Source organism: Sulfolobus acidocaldarius SUSAZ, assembly GCA_000508305.1.
Taxonomy (GTDB): Archaea; Thermoproteota; Thermoprotei_A; order Sulfolobales; family Sulfolobaceae; genus Sulfolobus; species Sulfolobus acidocaldarius_A.
Window position 1 is genome coordinate 1,063,678 of the sequence record CP006977.1, and the last position, 23,871, is coordinate 1,087,548.

Below are 23,871 nucleotides of genomic sequence, written 5' to 3' on the forward strand. Positions count from 1 at the left end.
AACTTAGAGTGGGGCCGTAGTCTAGCTTGGACTAGGATGCCAGCCTGGGGATATTTCCCTAACCACCAGTACGCTGGTGGTCCCGGGTTCAAATCCCGGCGGCCCCATAACCACCTCCTCTTCTTAGAAGGAAAGCTATAATGGCTAAAACCACTATAACAATAGCGATTATAATAATAGCAGTCTTAATGTTAATTCCTGACATCACAGTAGTTACAGTATCTATGACCGTATCAATCGTGGTGATGCTAGAAATTATACTATGCTGTTGAACTAATATACCCAAACTAGCGGGAGAAGAATTATAAATTGGATTGGCTGCTACTACTCTTATTATATGGAAGCCCGGAGTTAGATTTAGAGAATATGAATCCGAAGTAACATTAGCTATTAAGGTCGAATTAACATAAACTAAGTAAAAAGTAGCACCAGTAACATTATTCCATTTTAAATCCACAGTGGAATCATTAATTATAGAGAATTTTACTAAAGGAATCAATGGTGGTACATAAAATATTATACGAAATGATGTGGAATTAGTTCCTACTTGATTAGTTGCCCTTATGGTGACGTTATATATTCCATACGGAATGCGCGCAAAGTACGAAGTATTTGTAGTGGTAATGTTTACTACAATCTTTCCACTCTTATTAAATATAAGTAAATTGTAAGTTGTATTTTTGGTTCTGTTCCATGAAATCAAAACACCATTGGCATTTTTGTAGATACTCACTGATATAGATGCTGTAGTTAATGCGACAAAATTAGCTATACCAGGACTACTATTACCAAGCTTATTGTAGGCTGTAACCATAACCTCATATAGAACTTCAGGCATGAGATTTATAAGAGTATAATTGCTCACATTGCCAACATTTATTGTACGTGAAGAGTTTTCTGTTTTTACTGTAAGATAATAACCTAGAATTGGAAAACCTCCATTATATGGTTTAGACCATATTACTGTAGCGTTCCTATCCCCAACAATCACCTTCACTGACGGCGAATCAGGCACAGCTCCAGGTATTAAAGAAACAATATCTGAACTTGTACCATTACCGGCTTGATTGTACGGTATAATTCTAAAATAATACGTCACGCCATTAGTCAAATTGATGAAAAGATAAGAAGAAACATTGCCTACATTTATGGTAGACTTATTATAATTTACAGAACTCCACCACTGTATATAGTAACCACTTGTGTTGGTATCATACCAAGATAAACTTATACTACTATTACCAGCCTGAGCGAATTTAATTACAGGCTTTGGTGGTGGAAGAATTAGTGATACTTCCTGAAAAGCTGAAGTAGCTACAAAACCCTTACTTGCATCTAGACCTCCAATAATATATAACTTATTTCCTACTTGAACATATGCACTATATACAGTAGGTATATTCTCGTTAAAGTCAGATAGCTTCCATGAAGTGTTCATATAGTATATAGCACCTGGTATGAATTGACCTAAACTATTGTAATAATAACCACCTACACTATAGAGAATTCCACCGTAATATCCTACAGCATTAGCATACACATTAGTTCTCAGTGGGGGTAATGAAACCCAAGTGTTATTGGAAGGAAAATACATATACACCTGATTTGATCCACTAGCATAACCGACATAACCTCCTACAACATATAGCGCATTACCATTAAAATAGTAGCCAGAATATCCCATCGGTTCTGGTGCATAACCTATTATCCTCCACGAGTTAGTATTTAATGAGTATACCTGAATCAAACGTAATGGTGGGCTTAAAGTAAAACCTGTTGTGTTCATACCACCGATCACATATATTTGGTTATTATACGCAAAAACAACTGCACCATAAACAGGAACTGGCATTGAGGTAGAAATAGTATGCCAATTATTTCCATTAAACACAAGTATACCGCTAAAAATTCCGCTCTCGTTTAGCCCACCTACAACATAGATGTTATTATTTAAAACTACACCACCAGCTTCAGCTAAATCGAAAGGTAAAGGAGGACCAACAATCCATTTCCCATTTTGAAAAATATATACTGAACTGACAAAGAGTGCACCTGAAGTCAAGCCACCTATAACATAAATACTCCCATTATAATATACTGCAGTTGATTGGCTTAATGATATTGGCAAATTTGGTAGGGTAGAAGTTGGAAATATTAGACCTCCTGATGTTAAAGTTACAAAACTTAATCCAATCAATACTAGCAATAGTAGAGTCCTAATAGAGCATAATACACGCATACTTAATTCCTTTATAACAAAATTAATAAAACTGAAGGGTCTTTACTTTAATCTTCATTATTCTCTAATGAATAATTGTAATAAAATGAAGATTTTATAACAGATATTATATAATCTTAAAATATACTATAACTTTTGAACATATAGAAATATCTTGCTCATATTTTAATCAAAATATCTCGAAACTATTCCATATGTGAAACTCTGGGAAGCCATAGAAAGTTTAAGAATATAAGGGTCAATCTTTAGCTTAGATGGAACGTATATCTCCCTTTTGCCGGTTTTTATCCCCTTAATAACTGCATTAGCTACCTCCTCCGGTTCTACAGCATATTTATCAAAGATTGATGCTGTATTTTTGCTAAACGATGGATGCGAGGTAAAGTTAGTTTTGACAGGTCCTGGGTAAATTCCACTCACTTTAACATTATACTTTCTCATTTCAGCCCATAATCCATTAGTAAAGCTAGCTAAAGCAGACTTAGCAGCAGAATAAACTAATAACTTAGGAGTAGTAACATATGCAGCTTCAGAAACTATATTTACAATACTTCCGCTCCTTCTCTTAACCATATGCGGTAATACAGCTTTAGTAAAGTAAATTGGAGCCAAGAACAACGTTTTCACCATATACTCCTCCTCATCTAAAGGCGTTTCGAGAAAGGACCCATAGATTCCAAAACCTGCATTATTAACTAAGACGTCTATCTTACCGAACTTACTCACTACCTCATTTATTATTCTAAAATCTTCCTCCTTATTAGTTACATCTACTTCATAAATTAAGTCTCCTATTTCAGACCTCGACCTAGATAACGACACAACTATATAACCCTCACCCTTAAGTGCTTTTGACACAGACTTACCTATTCCTTTTGAAGCCCCAGTAACAACTGCTACACCACTTGATATTTCTAATCACCACCAAATGCATTTTTAAAATTCCTTTCTATTATACGTTTTAATTCCTCCTCGTCAACAACTTTGACCTTAGAGATTACCTTTAGAGCTACGGGGATATCTGTAGGTTCTAGCATTTTACCTCTATACTCATACCCTCCATCACTTTCAGTTAGAATAATCTCCAAAGGAGCCTTCTCTAATACCCTTAAATGTTTTTGTTGAAAAGATACAGAGGGGTTTATCGTTATATAATAACCAGCACCTTCAATATCTTTCAATAAATCGTCTGGTCCGGTATACCAATGGAATATAGCTCTTTTAACTCCACTCCTGGTTAATATATTAAAGGAATCCCTCCATGCATCGAGAGCATGAACATTGATTAACTTATCTTGATTTACTGCTCTATCCACAAATGCCTGAAAATACTTTATTTGCGACTGCTTATCAGCCTTTGCAAACCTGTAATCAAGACCCACCTCTCCTATAAAGTCAGCTTTCTCAGTTAATTTCAAAACTCTATCCAAATTCTCGTTGTGAACATTCCACGGATGTATACCAACTCCAACCAAAATCTTCTCGTTTTTTAGGCTTATTGTACTTAACGATGAGTCGTAATCCATAGAAACAGCTGCTATAACAAATTCATCATACTTCTTATCTCGTAAAGAGATGTAATGACAATGAGCATCGTAGTACATATAAAAAAGAATCAAAGTTTTCAGGTAAAAAACTTAGCTTGATAAAATCACGCTTAATCTCACAGTGGAATTAAAATTATATAAGTTAAGGGTGAGAACACCACTAATATTGGAGAAAGATTTATTCAATTTCATTAAATATTCAGAAAGAACTACTTTACCGTCATTCAGTATAGTTATGTTTAGTGGCTTGTTTGAAGATAAGATTACCGTCAAATTCACTGGTTTGCTTAATGAAAATGACTTTGTATACATAGATACTGTAGTATTAGATTCAATTGTAACTGTGAAGTTATTAATCTCACTAACAGAAGTGTATGTAGTAACATTTGTTGTAACTAACACATTATTAATCTGTATAGCCCTTGGTAGATACTCAAATGCTAGGATCCCGACTATCACTATTATCATAAACAATAACAGTTTACCTATCATATCTCTTGGAAAGCTTGATTACAAACAATTTATAAAACGAAATATCAAGTAATATCCTTATTACAGAGGAAAGCCTCGCCCTCTAAGGCTGAGAGGAAGTCAGCCTTCAGAACGAATAAGTTATGTGAAAGGACCTTGATCTACAGACACTAGCTACACTGGTTACATCTGGTACTATTTAGTTGTGTGTTTTAGAACTAATTATTGACTAACCAAAAAACAAAATAGTATCGCTCTATAGTATCAAATTATATGGAATGCATAACAGTAAATAACGTAATAAAACGTTTTGACACTCTTCTTGCATTAAATAACATCTCCTTCTCTGTACCATGTGGCGGTAAATATGCGTTATTAGGTCCCAACGGAGCGGGAAAATCGACATCCATGAAAATTATAGCTGGATTACTTTCTCCCGATAGTGGAGAAGTATATATCAAGGGTATGAAACCAACATCAATAGAAGTAAAAAGGATCCTAGGATATTTACCTGAAGATCCTACACCCTATAGAATACTTTCTGTCAGAGAAAACCTAGAATATATAGCCTCATTGAGAGGCTTAAGAGATGGGCAAAATAGAATTGAAAATTTAATAGATATACTAGATTTAAGACCTTATGAAAGGATGCAAGCTGGAAAATTATCAAGGGGTAATCAACAAAAATTAGCGTTAGCTTTAATTTTACTGCATAATCCCGAGATAATACTACTTGACGAACCTTTAAACTACCTTGATATACCAACACAAGAAAGAGTGATAAAATACCTCAAAACATTAGTTAATGCTACGTTCCTAATCTCCACTCATATAATGTCAATTGCCACAAGGCTAACAGATCATGTGATAGTTATCTCCCATGGTTCGGTAGTGTGGGTAGGGTCAATTCAACAGTTAAAATCCCTAGGTAGAGAAGATGAACCAATAGAAAGTGTGGTAGCAAAACTAATGGGAGTGTAGTAATTGATTCCAAAACTTGTAAAATTCTTCCTGTTCACAAGAATACCGAAGACAGTGCTAACACTGTATATATTACTAGGATTATTTTCGACCTTAACCAGCATATATTCCTCAATGTTATCAACACCCAGCTTTTACGTCCAGGAAAATTTTCACACATCTTTTGTCTATGATCCTTCTCAAGCATTCTACAATTCCTTTACAATAATCTACACGTCCATAATACTTGTATTACCATTACTCAACCCACGATTTGGACTATTAACCAAGAGTGACATAGACTTCTTGCTTCAGCTTCCTGTATCACAGAAACAAATAACCATATCACTAACAATAAGCTCCACCTTAATTAACCTATTACTATTTTACATCCTTCTACCCATATACGCAAACTACGGGGACTTATTAGCATCAATAGAAATTATCGTACTACTATCTCTTCTGACAAGATCTTTACCTATCCTAGTGTATAAATTTACGAGGATAGAGAGAGCACTACTTATAGTAATCCTCTTGCTGTGGTTTAACTCTGGGATATTTGGGCTACCGATTAGCCCGTTACTAGCACTTTACAGTAGACAGCAAGAATCACTTATTATACTAGCTGTCTTTACAGTAGCAGTAGCCATCTTATCTATATATAGGTTTAACCTATCCCAATTCATAAATATGTATGAGGGACCTAAGGAAAGTACAATAATCAAAAATAGCATTTCATTCAAAAACCTGCACCCGTTCTTAGCCTTCCTAAAAAAGAATTTAATAATACTGGAGTTGGGTGGAAGAGCATACACTGCATTTGGCGTACCTACATTCCTTACAAAAAGGATTGAAATTTGGAAAATACTACCACTCACAATACTAATTGCTTTAACATTAGCTATACTCTCAAAATACCATATAATACCAGACCTGTTTTTAACTCGTATCTTCTTGGTTTTATCAGTGTTATCAATAGCCTCGCTTTTAACTAGCTCAATATTTATTATGGAACCAATATGGCTTTATGCAACAATATTTTCGCCATTAAGATTAGCTCGATATCTCCTATTTTCCAAAGCACTTACTGTGATTATACTTTTAATCCCCTTTATCTCTGTGTTTCCAGACCCTAGAACTATCCTTATGGTCTTATTAAACATACCGTCTTTCACAATTTTCTCGATGGCTATAAATGCAAGATTTTACCCACAAAGACAGCAACAAATACCAACATTGAACTTAGGTTCACTTTTAGTATCTATAGTAATGCTCCTACCAATTGTGTTTTTAATGACCATATACATAATACCATCTTCACTGAGCACCTTCATAGTAGCCTCAGTAATCTACTCAACCATTCTTGCATTGCCCATAATTATATCCCAAGGTTATTGGAAAAAGACTATTGAGAAAAATATAATCTATTCCTCTTAACCATAATTCGTTCTAGATGAGACACCTACTGATTCACATACACCCTTTGCAATTTCCTCAACCGAATCCGAATAGACCACTCTCACAATTTTCCTTTCATCAAAAAAGTCCGGAAATGTGTGTTTGAGCTTATCGGTATAGAGACCTGTCCCAGTTAAAACATATATAGGCTTTCCAATTGCATATGCAATCAAAATTTCAATCTCAGTTCCTACCCCTCCTCCAAGTGCAACTAGAACATCTGATGAACGAACCAGCATTACCGACCTAACCCTAAATTCTGCACCAGTATATATCTTAACAACCTTATCTGGCAACTCTTCCAACTCCCTTTCTACAGGTAGAAATACAACAACGTTAAAAGATTTGTTAATAGCAACATCCACAATATCCTTCATCAGTCCCCAATATCCTCCTACAAGAATAGACAAGCTCCTCTGAAAACAGTACTTCCTGAGTAGGTTTATTAACCTATCTACTTTCTCCTTAAGCTCTACGGGATATTCACCACTATGTGCTGCGAAACCTATTTGAAACATAACTAGAAACACGAGCCCTCAGCTAGTACTAGGTAACTTTCACATAGCCGCCTAGGAATCCCACCAGGGAGGAGCCTGATTGGGAGTGGCGGACTAAACTCCTCGGTCTTACGACCTTGGAGCTTACATCCCCACCCCATCAACCCCCTCTTCTAGGGGAAGGCCCCGGCTAACGCCTGACCGCCTCTTTTAGGGGAGGGGTTCCCGCTTAGATGCTTTCAGCGGTTACCCCTCAGGGCGCGGCTGCCCGGCATTGCCCTACCGGACAACCGGTAAACTGGAGGCCCCGGAACCCTGTTCCTCTCGTACTAGGGGTTCCTTCCCCTCAAGCGGTCCGCACTCCCTACCCTTAGAGTCCGACCTGTCTCGCGACGGTCTAAACCCAGCTCACGCTCCCCTTTAACGGGCGGGCAGCCCTACCCTTGGAGGCAGCTGCACCTCCAGGGTGGGAAGAGCCGACATCGATGTAGCAAACCGCGGGGTCGATGTGAGCTCTCGCCCGCGACGACCCTGTTATCCCCGGGGTAACTTTTCTGTCATGCCCGGCCCCCACGTGTGGGGGCACGAGCGTTCGCTAGGCCCCGCTTTCGCGTCGTGACCCCGTACTTGGAAGGGTCACGTCAGGCCGGCTTTTGCCCTTGCGCTCTACGGCGGCGTTCTGTACCGCCTGAGCCGACCTTTGGGCTCCCGTGTTATCTTTTCGCGGGAGTGCCGCCCCAGCCGAACCGCCCACCTGACGTTGTTCCTCTCTTTCGAGAGGTTAGTCCCTCGAGCGTTCATGGGTGGTGTTTCACTTTCAGGTCCCCTGCCCCCGAAAGGACAGGTTCGACCCCTCCCACCTACTCTACGCATAAACGCCCGAGGGACAACGCCAGGCTGCGGTGAAGCTCCACGGGGTCTTCTCTCGGTGTAGGGAGATGCCGGACTGTGCACCGGCTCAGGGCGTTCACGAGGCCCCAGGCTGGGACAGTAGGGACCGCGTTGATCCATTCATGCGCGCCGGAACTTACCCGGCAAGGCATTTGGCTACCTTAAGAGGGTCAGAGTTACCCCCGGCCTTCGGTGGGGCTTCGCCCGGTTGAACCCGGATTTAACCAACCACCAGTGGCCAGGATTTAGCCCCCGTACACACCCTTTCGGGCTAGCGGGGACCTATGTTTTTATTAAACAGTCAGGTCCCTCTGGTCACTGCGACCTATCGTGGCTTTGTTAAACCACGATAGGCACCCCTTCTCCCGAAGTTACGGGGCTAATTTGCCGAGTTCCCTAGCCTGGGTTACCCCTCAGACGCCTTGGGCTTCTCACCCAGGGGCACCAGTGTCGGTTCTAGGTACGGTCTCCCGGGATCGCTCCAGACTCCCTTTTCATGGGGACTAGGGATCAGGAGAACCCTCCTAACGGAAGGCCCATCACACCTTCGCCCTCTTCTCACCGTTACGGCTCTCCAAGGGCTTGAGTGCTTGGGTAGGACGGTGATCCTACTCTCCCTACCCCAATCCGTCAGGAGTCTGGCTTGCGTTACCACACCTACCCGGGAGGCAGGGGAATATTAACCCCTTTCCCTTTCGGTAGGTACCTATTAGGCCCTACCTTAGGACCGGCTAACTCCCGGCTGACAAACATTGCCGGGAAACCCTTGCCCTTCCGGCGAGGGGGATCCTCACCCCCCTTCGCTGTTACTACCGCCGGGATCTGCACCTGTGACGGGTCCAGTGGATCTCACGACCCACCTTCTACCCCATCACAGCGCCCCCCTACCAGAGGGTCTCCAGTAGAGACCCCCTCCTGGGTCTCGGCGCCCGGCTTGAGCCCCGACCAATCTTTAGGGCCTCCAGCCTCGGCGGGTGAGCTGTTACGCACTCCTTAGAGGCTGGCTGCTGCTGGGCCCACCTTCCCGCTGTCTAAGGCTGGAGACGCCTTTTCATTGGCACTTAGCCGGGACTTTGGGGCCTTAACCCAGGTCTGGGTTGTTCCCCTTTTGCCACCCAACCTTACGCCGAGTGACCCACTCCCCCCTTCTTCGGCGCTCGTGGGTTCGGAGTTAGACCGAAAGCCCCAGGCTTTCGCCTGGAACCCCCGATCTGTCACTCTACCCCGCGAGCTACCTTTAGGGAGGCTGCGCTAGGACGCATTTCGGGGGGAACTAGCTATCACCGGGCTAGATTGGTCTTTTGCCCCTAGTCCGAGGTCAAGGGAACGAATTGCACGTCAGAACCCCTATTCGGCCCTCCAGTGGGGTTTCCCCCACCTTCAGCCTGCCCCGGACTAGATCGCCCGGTTTCTAGCCTCACATCAGTGGCTACAGGCCCTGACAGACCCTGCCCCTCGCCTAGAAACTAGGCTGCGAGCACTTGGTTTCCCTACGCCTTCGGAGATAATCTCCTTAAGCTCGCCACTGATGTGAACTCCCCGGCCCGTGTTTCAAGACGAAAGGCGTGACCCCGATCACCCTTCCTCGTACTAAGAGCTTGCGCCCCTTTCCTTCGGAAGGATTCACTTCTTTCGAGCCACACCCTGTATAACCACCCGGTTTCAGGCTCTTTGCACTCCCCCTTCCGGGGTTCTTTTCAGCTTTCCCTCACGGTACTTAGTTTGCTATCGGTCTCGGGACATATTTAGCCTTAGAGGCACGTGTCCCCTAACTTCCCACCCCCAAACCAGGGGATGGTACTCTACCTCCAGCCACTTTCCACCTATCCTTAGCCTACGGGGCTTTCACCCTCTATGGCCCCCCATTCCAGGGGAGTTCGGCTAGATAGGCTAGGAAAGCCGAGGTCGAACCTCAGGCTAGAGGTCATAACACCACATCCCCACCGACTTATCATCGGCAGGTTTGGTTTGGGCTGTCCCCCTTTCGGTCGCCCCTACTCAGGGGATCTCAATCGATTTCTTTTCCTCCCCCTACTAAGATGTTTCCGTTCGGGGGGTTCCCACTCCCAGTTATAAACCGGGAGCGCCGGAAACCCGGCAGGATATCCCATTAGGGGACCTCGGGGTCAACGGCTGCTTGCGCCTCACCCGAGCATTTCGCTGCTTGCCGCGCCCTTCTTCGGTGCCCGAGCCGAGCCATCCACCGGGAGGCTTCAGCCCCTGGGTAGAACTCCTAGACGGCTATAATGTGGCTACCTAGTACTAGCCTCATTGAGCCCTAATTTAGCAGAGACATACAAATATGCCCCTGCCAAATGGGCCCTAGGCACTTCATTCCCCTCTGGCCCCAGAGGAGAACTGCATCTGTAAAAGGGAAGATTACGAGTTTTAGTGAAGCCCTCCCGCCCAATTAGCGGGGGAGTAAATATATGAGGTGATCCAGCCGCAGGTTCCCCTACGGCTACCTTGTTACGACTTCTCCCCCCTCGCGGGAAAGGAGTTCGATCCCCCACTCATCGCAAGGGACCTCACCCCTTTCTCGCTCGGGTGGAGCGACGGGCGGTGTGTGCAAGGAGCAGGGACGTATTCACCGCGGGTTGTTGACCCGCGGTTACTAGGGATTCCTCGTTCACGAGGGCGGGTTTCAGCCCTCGATCCCAACTGCGGCAGGGTTTAAGGATTGGCTCCCCCTTTCGAGGTAGCATCCCGTTGTCCCTACCATTGTAACCCGCGTGCGGCCCGGGAGTTTCGGGGCATGCTGACCTGCCGTGGCCCCCTCCTTCCTCCGGCTTACGCCGGCAGTCCCCCTAGTGTGGTTCTGAACCGGAGTCCAGAATACCAACTAGGGGTGGGGGTCTCGCTCGTTGCCGGACTTAACCGGACATTTCACAACACGAGCTGGCGACGGCCATGCACCTCCTCTCCGCGAGTCAGGCAAGGTCGTTAGCCTGGCCGTCATACTGCGGTCTCCCCCGGTAAGATTCCAGGCGTTGACTCCAATTGAGCCGCAGGTTCCACCCCTTGTGGTGCTCCCCCGCCAATTCCTTTAAGTTTCAGTCTTGCGACCGTACTCCCCAGGCGGCGGGCTTAACGGCTTCCCTGCGGCACCGAGTAGGCTCTAAGCCTACTCGACACCTAGCCCGCATCGTTTACAGCCGGGACTACCGGGGTATCTAATCCCGTTTGCTGCCCCGGCTTTCGCCTCTCACCGTCGGGCGCGTTCTAGCGGGGCGCTTCCGCCACTGGTGGTCCTCCCGGTATCTAAGGATTTCGCCCCTACTCCGGGAGTACCCCCCGCCTCTCCCGCCCCCTAGCCCACCAGTATCGCCCCCAGTTCCCCGGTTGAGCCGGGGACTTTAAGGGGCGACTTGGTGGGCCGGCTACAGGCGCTTTAGGCCCAGTAATCACCCCGACCACTCGCGGAGCTGGTATTACCGCGGCGGCTGACACCAGACTTGCCCCCCGCTTATTCCCCCGCCTTTTTAGAGCGGGGAAAAGCCTCCTTGCGGAGGCACTCGGGGTAGCGCCCTCACGCTTTCGCGCATTGGGGACGTTTCGCGCCTGGTGCGCCCCGTAGGGCCTGGGCCCTTGTCTCAGTGCCCAACTGGAGGCTCCCGCTTCCACGGCCCCTACCCGTTATAGGTTCGGTGGGCCTTTACCCCACCGACAGCCTGATGGGCCGCAGCCCCATCCTCGGGCGGCTACAAACGGGAAATAGCCTATAGCCCTTTAGGGAAGGAACCGTTCCAGGACTCCTTCCCTATCGGGGATTATCCCCAGTTTCCCGGGGTTATCCCCGTCCCGAGGGTAGGTTAGCCACGTGTTACTCAGCCGTCCGCCACACTCCCTTACCCGGGAGTGTAAGACTCCCATGGCTTATCCCTATCCCGATAGCGGTCGGGTCCGGCAGGATCAACCGGAATCGGGGCGGGAGGGCTTTTCACCACCCGTAATCTTCCCCTGTCAGGAATGAGACTTCTGAGGTTAGACCCCTCAGCTTTCTCATCCCTCCATGAATAAGCTTCATCCCCCCGCGCGGTTTTTGTGCCCCGCGGGGGGTTGTCCGCGAAATATATCTTGTACAACTACAATATATAAAACTTACGTCAATATATTATGGTGTGTTTTCCGATACTATATATATCGTGAATTTACCGTCCATTTAAAAAAAGCCTAAATTTAACTTACGCTACATTTACTTAATCATGTAAATACCTTAGAGTATTTCTATCCTTCCATCTTCGTCTGCAAGTACCACATCATATTTATTACAAAAAACGCCTGTTTCTATTATTCCAGGTATGCTTTTTATGGTTCTGTCAAATTCACAAAGCTGATTTGTTACCACCTCTACATCTATTATCATATTTCCATTATCACTTATTATTCCTCCTATTTTTCCTGTTCCCTCTCTGATATTGGTTTTAAAGCCTATTTGACTAATTTTCTTCAAAATATACATAACAGATACTGGAACTATTTCTATAGGCACCTTCACTGTGTGTTGTTCTGTCTTCAATAGTTTTTTATATTCGCCAATAAAGAGTGATGATTTAGAAAAAGTAGATAAAAGTTTCTCTCTCAATAATGCTGCACCTCCGCCTTTAACCATGACTTTATCCTTCGTAACTACGTCAAAACTATCTATGTATATATCCGGTTGAATACCTGAGTATAATGATAAAATTAGACCTCCCCTCTGGGCTATCTCCAATTCAGTATCTATTGAACTGGCTATGTACTTAAACTGGTTAAGAATGCCTTCTCGATCTAAGTGTTCTATTAATTTCCTTACTGTTCTACCTGTACCTAAACCTATTACACTATAACCTTTTAGTCTTTTGGAGACGTATTGAGATAATATTTCTTTTGGATCCATAACGGGTAAGTGAAAAATAAGAATAAAAATAATGTCTTAACCTGTTGAGACGTCAATAATATAGTCTGCACCAGTTACCACGATATAACCTGGATAACCGGGGACCCAATTCATGTTATATAATGAGGTTATTGATGGTAGTGTGTAACCATTGCTATGCAAAATCCAATTACCTGTAGCTAAAGTCCAGTTAGATACTAGTAACCAGCTATTGTTCCACCAAATATACTGGAGCATTATATCACGTGATGGGTTTATTGCAATTTTAGTGAAATTCCATGGGATATTTGGAAATAGTTGAATTGTTTGTGTATTTGATGATTGACCATACCACCACCAGTATGAGTAATACCAACTTGCTAATGGTGAGTTTCCCCACATTATTGAGATGTTTTTGATAGAGCTGTTGGAAAGTGATACTAGTGGAGATGGGTATACGCTTATCCTAATATCTGCACCTGGTGAGTAGAAGTATGGAACTATGAACAGGGGATTGGTATCATATTGTGTGGTAACAACTGTGTAAGTCTTCCATGGAATCTTAACATATTCAGGAGTTCCGTTAACATAAAAGGGCAGATATAGGGTTATTGGGTCTGAATAATTGGTATATAAGTTATACCAGGCTGTATATCCTGGGTAATGATACTTATCATAAGCTAATGGATTGTGATACAATGTTATATTTAACCAATTACCCTTTATAGGGAATATTAAGGTCGCGTTTCTATCTAGAGTGTAACCAGAGTATGGTGAATAAAATCCATATATACCCCATGCATAAAAGGTGTTAATAGTTCCAGTAAGACCGTATTCATATCTTTGATTCCAAGGAGTTGTTATGTTTATTGATTTAATCACTGATGGGGTGAAATATGTTTCTGGTAACGGATTGTAACCAACTACTAATCCCAAATCACTGTAAAAAGGAGAAATCAAAGAAGATGAAGATGAATTTCCTCCATCTAGAGAATTTATATTAGTTACGTTAAACCATGTTCCCATATTTGTAATTACCACTGCCCATTCACTTCCGTTTAAAATTCTAGATAGTTCTACGGGTAATTGGATATTGACTTCTTTTATGTTACCATTAGGATAAATAACGTATGTGATCTTCTCACCTGGCGTTGTGCTAAACAAGAAATATCCTCCGTTGTTTTGAACTATTGTTAAAGGAGAACTTTGGGCGTAAAAGTCGAGTTTGTTTGAAATCAGTTGAGTAGCATTAGCCATCTTATTCTGAGCTATTATGAGGATGGAAATTGATATAACTAAAATTTGTAAGAATATTAAAGCTCCAAGTATTGTTGATATTCCTTTCTTCCTTCTTTTCATGTTTGAATCTTTGTTTTAATAAGTAGATGGTGATGAGCGAAAGTAACGCTTTTTAAGACTAAACAACTATTATTTTTTAGTTGCGGGGGTGCCCGAGCTGGTCAAAGGGGGCGGACTCAAGATCCGCTGGCGAAGGCCTACGCGGGTTCAAATCCCGTCCCCCGCATCCCCTTGTTCACATTTTCTTCAAAATTAACGAAGTGAGAGTAGATTTTACTCCCTTTACTGCCCTTATACTCTCTATTATCTGATTTAACTCTGTGGAGTCCTTGGCTTCTACTTTAACTAATATATCATAGTCTCCTGAAATCTCCATCACCTCCCTAACACCTTCAATTAATACGATTCTTCTAGTCACTGATGTGGTATAAACGTTTGAGTCACACTTCACAGAAATTAATGCCATTATATTTTCTGGTGGTCTAGGCTTCAAAATCCTTCCAGTAACTGACTCAGCCAATTCAAGTAAATCAACGTCCCTGTAGAACCTCACATTCGGATTAGATTTAATCTTTGCCAATACTTGATCTATTTCGCTGTCTGTTAATTTTACTCCTAGTCTGTCAAACCTATCTTTAACAGCGTGTTTCCCTGTATATTTGTCAATTACATAATCTCTACTTCTTCCGAAAGTCTCAGGTGGTAAAAATTCATAAGTTCTCGGATCATTTAACACACCTGCTACGTGAACTCCAGCCTTATGAACAAAGGCATAATCTCCAGTTATAGGGAAGTTAGGAGGTAAGGCGATTCCACTATATTTCTCTACTAAGCTTGCCACCTCAGAAAGTTTCTTTAGATCTACAACTTCAATTCCGAAGTGATACTTCAATGCAGCAGCTACGACTTGTAAGGGAGCTATACCAACTCTTTCCCCTAAACCGTTCAAGGTAGTATGAATTATGGTAGCTCCTCCTTCTGCTGCTGCCAATACATTAGCTACAGCCATTCCCAGGTCATTATGAGCATGAATATCAAATTCGATATCAGGAAATCTAGATGTTAAATCCTTGAATAGTTCTCTCGTTCTTGAAGGATACAAGACGCCTACAGTGTCTGCTATGCTTACCCTATCGGCCCCAGCATCCCTAACTGTTTTTATAACCTCTAATAAATATTGATAATCTGCTCTGGTAGCGTCCTCTGCTGTAAATCTCACTTTTACACCATGGCTCTTCGCATAACTTACTGTTTCTGCAATAGATCTTAATGCCTCATCTCTGGTTGTGTGATGTTTTGCTTTTAAATGAGTATCACTTATACCGTAAAAGATGGCTATTCTATCTGCTTCTATTTCGGCACCTACTTCTATATCTCTTTTTACTGCTCTGCTATGTGCGACTATCTCAGATTTTATTACCCCTTCCCTTTTCAGTTTTATTATTCTTCTAATTCCTTCATAGATATCTGGCGATACTGCAGGATGTCCAGCTTCAATCATTTGTACTCCTATGTCAGAAAGAGCTTTGGCTATCTCTACTCTTTGATCGGTAGTAAATACAACTCCGGGTGTTTGTTCTCCTTCTCTTAGTGTTGAATCTAATATACCAACTTTCATGTGTAGTTTCTTTTTAGGTAACATATTTATAAATAAAACTGTAAAGAGAAGTTCGAAAAACAAACTAAGATAGAACAGTTATTATTAATGTTGAAACGTTCTCAAGACCTATTTTATTCGCATATTTTTGCAATATTTTTAACAACAAATCAAAAAATGCTTTATTCTGCTTAACAAATTGTATGTTCTCAGAATAAGCATAGATAGTAGAGGAAAGAATATTGTTGCTTTTTCTGTAATCATCTTCTATCATTTCCAATATATTCCTTACAACATCCACATCTAATTTACCCTTATACTTATTTAGTTCCTGAAATTCCTCCTGATCCAAAATTGACATATTTATCACTCCGGTACTACAACACTCCCTATAATCTCATTTCCTTTAAGGATGTTTGACAACTTATTCAAGTCCTTAAAATTAATTACTAAAACTTTTATTTTAGATCTTTCTACAATTTTTATAGCTAATGGATCTAATAATTCATATTTTCCCGCGTTTACAGATTGAGAACCCTCTAATATATTCTTTAGTTCAGAAACTGTTAATTTAGGCAACAGTTTCGCATCCACAAATTTTTGTGGATCCTTAGTATACACACCATTTACATTTGTAGCTAAAACTAAGTAATCGGCATTAATTATCTCACTTACCAGTGCAGCTACACCTGCTGTAGATTGACCAGGCTGAAATCCACCTGTTATTACTACTTTTCCACTAGCCCATCTTTCATTAAAATCCTCAATACTCTCCGGAACTTTAGGATAGGCAATGTTATCAAGTGAGAAAAGTAATAATTGGGCATTCAGTCTGGATACCAAAATTCCTAAAATATCAAGGTGAGATTCATTTAGGTTAAGTTTCCTACCCATACTGATATAGCGCCTTGCAGTACCTCCGCCTCCTGTGACAACAGCAACCCTATGACCGTTATTCACAAGGTCAATAATCACATCTCTCAAAAGACTTAGATTTTCGGAGTTTTCTTCATCAAAAAACTTGCCACTTACTTTTAACGTTAGTTTCATCTCACAAAAAATATATGGTGGATTTTATAATAAGTTTACACTGGATAGTCATCAGGTAATTTATGCCTGAAATATTTGCCACTTTCTGGATCTTTGAATAAACCTATTTTTACACCTTTTCTTCCTTTAGGTGCTAACACCCAAGTTTTCTCTGGCGTTAATTCTAACTCTTTTCCTCCAGGAGTTCTCACTCTTACTCTTTTTTTCTCTGACATAGCTATCATTAATATAGTCTATTAGACAACTTTAAAAACCTTTTCATAGTTTAGTTAATGGATAATACCAATAGTATTGTAAAGATAATGTTGAAGGACTCCTTTAATTTAGATTGCGTTTGTTGTTCCTCCATCAATTTGAACAACAGAGCCTGTAATATATGACGAATATTCGGAGATAAGATATACTATCAGCGGACCTAACTCCTTATCTATATCCCCAGTCCTACCTAGAGGAGATCTTTGAAGAACTTCTCTATACCATAGCTCTTCAAAAGGAATCCTCTTTATCTCAGCTAGTTTCCTTAAGCTCTTCTTTGCACCCTCCGTTTCAAAGCTACCCATAAGAATAACGTTTGATGTTATGTTATATCTGGCATAATCTTTTGAAATAATTTTTGAGAGTTGAACTAAAGAAGACCTTGAAACGTCAGCTAAAACAAAAATACTTTGTGGTTCTTTAATTGTCCATGATGATAAGTAAATAATTCTACCCCATTTATTCTTTATCATTTCTGGAAGAACTAACTTAGTAAGCTTTACTGCACTTAATAGATATAGTTTTACTGAATAGTCCCAGTCTGACATATTTGTTACTTCAAAGGTAGAAGGCTCATTTGGTGGATTTCCGGTGTTAAAAATTAGAGCATCTATACCTCCTAATTTATCTAGAGCAAAAGAGATTAGTTTATCTAATTCGTCTAAATTAGTCAAGTCTGAGGGAAGACCATATACTTCAGGATTGTACCTGGATAATTGGTTCACCGCATTTTTCACTTTAGATTCGTTTCTTGAAGTAATCAGAATTTTGCAACCTTCACGAGATAGTGTTCTCGCTATTCCTAAACCTATCCCTTCTGTGGATGCTGTTATGAGAACCCTCTTACCTGAAACGTTCAAGTTCATGGTCTAATATAATTGTTTGCAAGTAGATTACTTTTTCCTGTGGTAGAAATTAGATCTATGCCTAAAATCTCCCCTCTTAATTCAGCCAGTTTCTGTTTTAGTTCATTGAAGTCCCTAGCCTCAATAAAAATATCACAAATAGTATCAAAGACCTTCACACAATCCCTCAGTTCCTCTTTTGCATTCACAGTAACTCTATAAACTCTGATGGAAGGTTTTACATTATATATAACGTCTAGTTCTGTACCAGATATCCTTTCTGATTTCTTTAAGTAAAATCCATTAATTTGATTTAAGTTAAGATCCACTTCAGTAATTAGTGGATAGTCGTCTATAATTCTTACATCAGAAGGTTCTGAATATGGCGAATTAATTTGAGTGTTCAATAACTTCTCTAGAGACAGTCCCCCTTTGGCATACCAACTTGATAAAGGTATACCTCTAACTAACCTGTTATAAAAGAATAGATAATACTTCGTTCTCTTCCTTTCTAAAACTGTATCATACTCTACATCATATATTATCTCTACTTCAGGATTATCAATATCTGGCTTTGATTCCTCCCCAGTGAGTAGTTTTCCAACCTCTCTCTTTATCTCGTTTTTTATACTTTCATAATATATCAAACCGTTCTCTACTATGAAGTTCTGTTCAATATCCCTCATATGTCTGGGCAAACTAACTCCAAGTACAAAAGTCTTATATCCCTTCTCTCTTAAAACACTGAGAGCTTTTTGGTAAAATTTTCTCTTAATTTCTTCTATCCTGTTGTTGCAAATGTAACATGACCTACTCTGAAAATCGTCTCCGAAGTAAAGAGAGAAAATACCATAAGATATTTGTCCCATATTAAACATTATCTCCTTCACTTGACTGGAATCCTGAATTTTATGTTCTTTAAGGGAATAATCCAAACTGAGGAGTAAAGTAAGTTTTATTGCCTTTCCTCTTTCCTCATTTGTATGTCCATAACTAAGTCTAGCAAAACATCTTCCTAAACAACTGTCACAAAGAGGGTACTTTGATAATAATTCAAAAGCCTTATTGATTACTTCCGCCAAATAGTTTTGCAAGACCTTTTCTCCTCTTCACCATTTTAAGTAAGTTATTAGTCATTTGATACTGCTTAAGAAGTTCCTTTACCTCTTCGACTGTAACACCGGCTCCTTTTGCTATTCTCCTCATCCTGGCTTTATCTATTATGGATGGGTTATCTAATTCTTTGTATGTCATTGAATTCATTATTGCCATAAATGTCCTTATTTTCTCTTCACCTAATTTTAATTGTTCTTCTGGAACTTGTGATAATATTCCAGCACCAGGCAACATTTGAAATATTTTACCTAACGGACCCATTTTCCTTAAAGCTATAAGTTGCTTATATATGTCCCTAAGAGTTAATTTTGTTTTACCTGACATTACGTCTTCCATTCTTTTTTCTAAATTCTCGTAGTCCTCTACGCTCTTTATTTTCTCTATTATGCTCTCAATATCTCCTAAACCTAATAAGCGTGATACGAATCTTCTAGGATTAAATACTTCTAATTCGTCCAATTTTTCTCCTGTACCTATAAACTTTATCTGAGCCCCAGTAGCTATTACCGCTGATAGAGCTCCTCCTCCTTTAGCTGTTCCGTCCATCTTTGACACTATTAATGAACCAATTGGACTTGCTTGATGAAATCTAGAGGCTAAGTCATATGCTTTTTGACCAATTGATGCGTCTATAACTAAAATTACATCGTCTGGATGTATTTTATCATACATCGATTTCATTTCTTCTAAAAGACTAGCTTCTTCCCCGTAGCCATGCCTTCCAGCTGTGTCAATTATTACAATATTCATTTTCTCTTTGAGAAATTTCTCTACGCCATTTGTTGCTATATCTATGGGATTTTTGTTTCCCGGTTCACCATAAACCGGAATATTTATCTGCTGTCCTATTTGGATTAATTGCTCATATGCAGCAGGACGATATATGTCAGCAGCAACTAAACCTACTTTATATCCCTTTTTCTTGTAGAAAAGCGCAAGTTTGCCAGAAGTAGTAGTCTTACCACTTCCCTGTACGCCCACAAGCATTATAATGTAAGGTAGTTTCTTTGGCATGACTTCGGGCTCCTTGTCTCCACCAAAGAGCCTAGATAATTCATCATAAACTATTGATATAAACCATTCTCTTTTTTCTATTGCAGATGGGGGTTTTTCTTCTGTTATTCTTTTCTTTATCCTGTCTGTCAAATCCTTTACTAATCTGACATTTACATCTGCTTTAATGAGAATTATTTGAAGTTCTTTTATAAATTCATTAACTGCTTTTTCATAATCTGAGGAACCTAAAAATTTTCTTACTGCATCCCTTAGACCATCTAACAATTTACTTTACCCTTACAATTTTTCTTCTCCCCATCACACTCCAGTACTCTATTTCTGCTCCAGGTCTAATTTTTGAAACAATCTCGTTTTCAGTAGGCTTTTCTAAATCAAATGTTTCGTAACTTTCCAAATCCATAATTGTCAGATTATCTCCCTTATCAGCCAATATCTGACCTACGTGCTTCTCTATGATAGGAACTTCAACTTGCTGATCAACAGGTGCCATAAGAGATCTTTTTTGACCTGTGAATAAACCAATTGCGACAACATTAGCTTTTGCACTTCCGTGTTTTCCTGTTTTCGCCTTGGTTATTTCAACTACTCTACATGGTTCTCCATCTATCATCACGTAACTACCTACTTTAAGATCTCCAACCGTAGTGTACTGTATGCTCATTTGAATTCCCATTAATTCCTTTTAATATGAGTTTTAAACTCTTTTGCTCTGAGCTTTGGCCCTTCATCATGAGTCAGTCTAAGTCTAGCGTCTTCACAGCAATATATTTTATTCATAAGTTGACTTATAAACTATGCCTTGGAGAGTAAGATGTAGAAGTTGCGGTACTGAATGGGTGATAAATATAAGTTTCGACATAAGCAAACAGCCAGCTATTTACCAATATTGTAAAACGTGTAAGAGAAACACTTTTAATGATATTTTGGAATATTTTGAAAAGGATGACGAGACCCAAAATATTGAACGATGATATAACCTGTCTCGGCTGATCAGTTTATGAAATCACTATTCTTGATCTTTTCAGGAATGTATTGAAATGCGAGAAATCTTAAACCCTTACTTGCCATAGCCTCTATTTCAAGCTTAGACTTTTTGTCCAAGAATACTGAAATCTCGTGCTGCCAACCTTTAGTTTTGAACCATTCATAATTCTTTATTTCCATAGCTCTCTTTACATCTGCATCTTTGGCTTTAATTATATAATTCCTCCTTTCTTGATCTGAAAGATAAGGCTTCTTACCCTTGTCTCCAAATATATCAGTCATTGATACACCTAAAAATCTAGCATTAGGTGTTGCAAGTCTCTCACTTTCGTAGGAAAGAGAAATTGAACCTATTTTAAACACACTATATATGTACCATCCATAAGGATCTGCATCTGTTAATATGTAAACCGGCAGTTTAAGTTCTTCATTTAGTCTTCTCACGAAACGCCTTGTAGCCCTATCAGGTTGACCCGCACTTGTAACTAAAATTGCTTTATACTGTTTCCAAAAACCAGCCCTATGAAGCTGCTGAAACACTGCGTCCTTCTCCACAACTAGTACAAACTCTGCATTAATATCCATGAAGTCTATTAAGTCAGGTGTTGGCTCAATTGAGTACGCACCATGACCCATTTTGCTTAGATCTATAACATCATTTCCGCTTCTGATCCTCATGTCCCCTACTACCTTACCTTTCTCCTTGCTGAGTATTAACATATCCTCCCTAAGCAGAGACGTAAATACCTCTATATCCACTATCACACTGTCAGATTCTTTCTGTTCATCCCATGTATTTTCTTCATAAGCCCTACCATTAGGATCTTTCAAAATTATTGAGTGCTTTCCCCTATAATATAGATCGCGTATAGTTGGATATTCATCATTAACCAACGCGTCGTATATAATACTTGCCATCAACGTGGTCTGCATAAATCTTTTAGCCTCATTTAGGTCCAGAAAGTTTCTCTTTAACTTTTCTTTCCCCAAAATTAATAATCCTCTCTTTTCATCATAGACTGTGTTAGATAGGGTCCTTTTTGGTATTTCCATTATTGGTGGTTCATTATTATTAACCATTTCAACTAATTTTAGGAATGTCTCTCTCAAAACATTCCCAGCCTTCTTTCTTATCTCCTTATCTACTTTAGATTCTAGCTCTGTCATACTTCTTCCACCTTATACTTCTTTATCTCTTCCTCTAAATTCTTATCTTCAATTTCTAACCTTCTTATGATCAGGTCAAGTAATCTTGATCGGAGAACCTTATCTGTGTCAGGTATTTTTTCCTTACTCCCTGCAACGAACATACTTAAACTTCTACTAACCTCAGGTATGTATTTTAAATATGTTATCAGCTTTTTCTTAGCTTCTTGCTCTTTTCTCTTTTCTGTCAAATATTTCTTTAGATTTCTTGCCACATCCATTATTGCTAACTTTATCTCCTTCTCTATTTCCTCAACATCTGCTATACTTTCCTTACCTGCACTCTTATATGGGACTTTTGTACTACAAAGATGAACCATAACAACTAATTGATATTGGTCAGTTTCAACTCCATATCTTTTCCAGTCTATTTCTTCACTTATCACCTTCCAAATGACATCAGATTTTTCATCATATATTAAAGGAATCTTATTTGCATAACGTAAAACTAAAGGTTCTGTTGCAGCTGGTATACCTCCCCCATAAGCAACACCGGCTTCTACTATGAAGGGGTGTCCTTGGTATGCCTTTGGTCTTCTGGTAATAGCTGATACAAATTCTGGGTTGAAGACCTTTTGTAAGCTTAATTCTACCAAATCAGAACCTATCACAGATAATGCTTCAGCAGATGGAGGTCTAAAATCGTCAAAAGTCTTCATAACTTCTACTAGTCTAGATATTTCTTCATCAGACAGATTTGTTATCTTTTTATTTTTAGAGATTTTAGATAGTTCTAATATCTTATCAGCTGTAACATCGCCTACACTTTGAAACTCTTTTACTAAAAAGTCTCTAATATCTAATGGTTTATCGATTTTAGCTATCATAAACTTTATCAGCTCAATATCTACACCATATGGATGAGGCTTAACCTCCTCAGGTGGTTTTGGCAATTTTGTGGTAAGCCTCTGAAAATATAGCACGTTACCTTCAGGGTCTTTAAAAACGATCTCAGAATATGGTGCTATTATATATGTTCTTTTAACATATTCATACACCTTAGCCTTTGAACGTTGCCAATCAGCTAAAAGGTAAATACTTACTGACGTTCCATGCCACCCTTTATCGTTACTTATTGAATACCTCTCCATTATTACGGGCTCATTCTTAGTAACGTCTATTTTTAATCTAAAGAAGTAAATGCGTTTAGAATTGAGTGGAGAAGTGTAAATTTCAAGTGGTTTATCTTGATACATCTGGCTGTACAATACGGCTGCCTTAACGCCTAGTCCATACATTCCTCTAGTTTGTCGTAATACATATTTGGAACTATATAGAACTTTTCCGAATGCGTTTGGAACAACATGCGGCGGTATACCGATGCCATCGTCTTCGACGTTTACCTTATATATTTGTTTTTGTTGGTCCACGAGCTCAATGCTAATTTTAAGTGAAGGTAATAGATTGTGAACATCTGTTGCGTCCAAAGCATTTTCTATTAATTCTCTCACAGTTTGATAAAGAGCTCTAGCAGGATTACTAAAACCAGCTAACTCTGGATTTCTTTTAAAGAATTCTGCGGGAGAAATGCTACTATATTTCTCTTCTTGTGGCATAGCAAATCACTCCTGATTCTATTAT

The 23,871-nt window shown here is 40.3% G+C and carries 19 protein-coding genes, 2 tRNA genes, 2 rRNA genes and 1 pseudogene; 4 read left to right on the plus strand and 20 right to left on the minus strand.

Annotation, left to right across the window (positions count from 1 at the left end; genetic code table 11):
- The first annotated feature begins 10 nt into the window (after window positions 1-10).
- A tRNA-Pro gene (locus SUSAZ_06165) sits at window positions 11-107 on the plus strand.
- Here SUSAZ_06165 and SUSAZ_06170 read toward each other — a convergent pair.
- The 4 genes and pseudogenes from SUSAZ_06170 to SUSAZ_06185 all read right to left on the minus strand — a co-directional run bounded on the left by SUSAZ_06170 (window position 59) and on the right by SUSAZ_06185 (window position 4,278).
- Window positions 59-2,239: pseudogene (locus tag SUSAZ_06170) on the minus strand (galactose oxidase). The gene SUSAZ_06165 and the pseudogene SUSAZ_06170 overlap by 49 nt on opposite strands.
- A 165-nt stretch (window positions 2,240-2,404) precedes the next feature.
- A complete protein-coding gene (locus SUSAZ_06175) occupies window positions 2,405-3,097 on the minus strand; it encodes a 3-oxoacyl-ACP reductase (protein AHC51569.1) in 693 nt (230 codons plus the stop codon).
- A 56-nt stretch (window positions 3,098-3,153) separates the two neighbouring features.
- The gene (locus SUSAZ_06180; GenBank protein AHC51570.1) at window positions 3,154-3,843 is read right to left on the minus strand and encodes a TatD family hydrolase; all 690 of its coding nucleotides are present in this window, start codon (window positions 3,841-3,843) and stop codon (window positions 3,154-3,156) included.
- Window positions 3,844-3,876: 33 nt separating this feature from the next.
- Window positions 3,877-4,278: a hypothetical protein gene (locus tag SUSAZ_06185; protein AHC52522.1), complete on the minus strand. Its 402-nt coding sequence runs from the start codon at window positions 4,276-4,278 to the stop codon at window positions 3,877-3,879.
- 252 nt (window positions 4,279-4,530) lie between these two features.
- Between SUSAZ_06185 and SUSAZ_06190 the strand changes: the two genes are divergently transcribed.
- A complete protein-coding gene (locus SUSAZ_06190) occupies window positions 4,531-5,238 on the plus strand; it encodes a multidrug ABC transporter ATP-binding protein (GenBank protein ID AHC51571.1) in 708 nt (235 codons plus the stop codon).
- 114 nt (window positions 5,239-5,352) lie between these two features.
- Window positions 5,353-6,654 carry a hypothetical protein gene (locus SUSAZ_06195; protein AHC52523.1) on the plus strand — a complete coding sequence of 434 codons (1,302 nt, stop codon included), beginning with the start codon at window positions 5,353-5,355 and terminating at the stop codon, window positions 6,652-6,654.
- On the opposite strand, the gene SUSAZ_06200 is transcribed toward SUSAZ_06195, so the two are convergent.
- The 5 genes from SUSAZ_06200 to SUSAZ_06220 all read right to left on the minus strand — a co-directional run bounded on the left by SUSAZ_06200 (window position 6,651) and on the right by SUSAZ_06220 (window position 14,280).
- Window positions 6,651-7,193, minus strand: a complete 543-nt coding sequence (locus SUSAZ_06200) for a hypothetical protein (GenBank protein ID AHC51572.1) — start codon at window positions 7,191-7,193, stop codon at window positions 6,651-6,653. The genes SUSAZ_06195 and SUSAZ_06200 overlap by 4 nt on opposite strands.
- A gap of 121 nt (window positions 7,194-7,314) precedes the next feature.
- Window positions 7,315-10,288, minus strand: a 23S ribosomal RNA gene (locus tag SUSAZ_06205).
- A 202-nt stretch (window positions 10,289-10,490) separates the two neighbouring features.
- Window positions 10,491-11,993 (minus strand): 16S ribosomal RNA (locus SUSAZ_06210).
- The 16S and 23S rRNA genes sit together here, the layout of an rRNA operon.
- Before the next feature lie 286 nt (window positions 11,994-12,279).
- Window positions 12,280-12,942, minus strand: coding sequence for a ribose 5-phosphate isomerase (locus SUSAZ_06215; protein ID AHC51573.1), 663 nt, complete (start codon window positions 12,940-12,942; stop codon window positions 12,280-12,282).
- 36 nt (window positions 12,943-12,978) lie between these two features.
- Window positions 12,979-14,280 (minus strand): hypothetical protein, encoded by a 1,302-nt coding sequence (locus SUSAZ_06220; protein ID AHC52524.1) that lies wholly within the window; start codon window positions 14,278-14,280, stop codon window positions 12,979-12,981.
- Between the two features lie 82 nt (window positions 14,281-14,362).
- On the opposite strand from SUSAZ_06220, the gene SUSAZ_06225 reads away from it, so the two are divergent.
- Window positions 14,363-14,446: transfer RNA gene (locus SUSAZ_06225), tRNA-Leu, on the plus strand.
- Between the two features lie 9 nt (window positions 14,447-14,455).
- Here the strand turns inward: SUSAZ_06225 and SUSAZ_06230 are convergent.
- From SUSAZ_06230 to SUSAZ_06280, 11 genes are all read right to left on the minus strand, one after another.
- Window positions 14,456-15,838 carry a 2-isopropylmalate synthase gene (locus tag SUSAZ_06230; protein ID AHC51574.1) on the minus strand — a complete coding sequence of 461 codons (1,383 nt, stop codon included), beginning with the start codon at window positions 15,836-15,838 and terminating at the stop codon, window positions 14,456-14,458.
- A 64-nt stretch (window positions 15,839-15,902) separates the two neighbouring features.
- Entirely contained in the window at window positions 15,903-16,178 is a 276-nt protein-coding gene (locus tag SUSAZ_06235) for a hypothetical protein (GenBank protein AHC51575.1), read from the minus strand.
- Between the two features lie 5 nt (window positions 16,179-16,183).
- Window positions 16,184-16,867, minus strand: a complete 684-nt coding sequence (locus tag SUSAZ_06240; GenBank protein ID AHC51576.1) for a uridylate kinase — start codon at window positions 16,865-16,867, stop codon at window positions 16,184-16,186.
- A gap of 35 nt (window positions 16,868-16,902) precedes the next feature.
- Window positions 16,903-17,082, minus strand: coding sequence for a chorismate-binding protein (locus SUSAZ_06245; GenBank protein AHC51577.1), 180 nt, complete (start codon window positions 17,080-17,082; stop codon window positions 16,903-16,905).
- A gap of 108 nt (window positions 17,083-17,190) precedes the next feature.
- Window positions 17,191-17,988 carry a 3-oxoacyl-ACP reductase gene (locus SUSAZ_06250; protein AHC51578.1) on the minus strand — a complete coding sequence of 266 codons (798 nt, stop codon included), beginning with the start codon at window positions 17,986-17,988 and terminating at the stop codon, window positions 17,191-17,193.
- Window positions 17,985-19,049, minus strand: a complete 1,065-nt coding sequence (locus tag SUSAZ_06255; protein AHC51579.1) for a pseudouridylate synthase — start codon at window positions 19,047-19,049, stop codon at window positions 17,985-17,987. The genes SUSAZ_06250 and SUSAZ_06255 overlap by 4 nt, the downstream gene beginning before the upstream one ends.
- Complete coding sequence (locus tag SUSAZ_06260) at window positions 19,030-20,364, minus strand: signal recognition particle (GenBank protein AHC51580.1); 1,335 nt, start codon at window positions 20,362-20,364, stop codon at window positions 19,030-19,032. The genes SUSAZ_06255 and SUSAZ_06260 overlap by 20 nt, the downstream gene beginning before the upstream one ends.
- Before the next feature lies 1 nt (window position 20,365).
- Complete coding sequence (locus SUSAZ_06265) at window positions 20,366-20,761, minus strand: translation initiation factor IF-5A (GenBank protein AHC51581.1); 396 nt, start codon at window positions 20,759-20,761, stop codon at window positions 20,366-20,368.
- An 11-nt stretch (window positions 20,762-20,772) separates the two neighbouring features.
- Window positions 20,773-20,877 carry a hypothetical protein gene (locus SUSAZ_06270; GenBank protein ID AHC52525.1) on the minus strand — a complete coding sequence of 35 codons (105 nt, stop codon included), beginning with the start codon at window positions 20,875-20,877 and terminating at the stop codon, window positions 20,773-20,775.
- A gap of 213 nt (window positions 20,878-21,090) precedes the next feature.
- Window positions 21,091-22,251 carry a DNA topoisomerase VI subunit A gene (locus SUSAZ_06275; protein AHC51582.1) on the minus strand — a complete coding sequence of 387 codons (1,161 nt, stop codon included), beginning with the start codon at window positions 22,249-22,251 and terminating at the stop codon, window positions 21,091-21,093.
- On the minus strand, window positions 22,248-23,846 hold the full coding sequence (locus tag SUSAZ_06280; GenBank protein ID AHC51583.1) for a DNA topoisomerase VI subunit B: 1,599 nt from the start codon (window positions 23,844-23,846) through the stop codon (window positions 22,248-22,250). The genes SUSAZ_06275 and SUSAZ_06280 overlap by 4 nt, the downstream gene beginning before the upstream one ends.
- Between the last annotated feature and the right edge of the window lie 25 nt (window positions 23,847-23,871).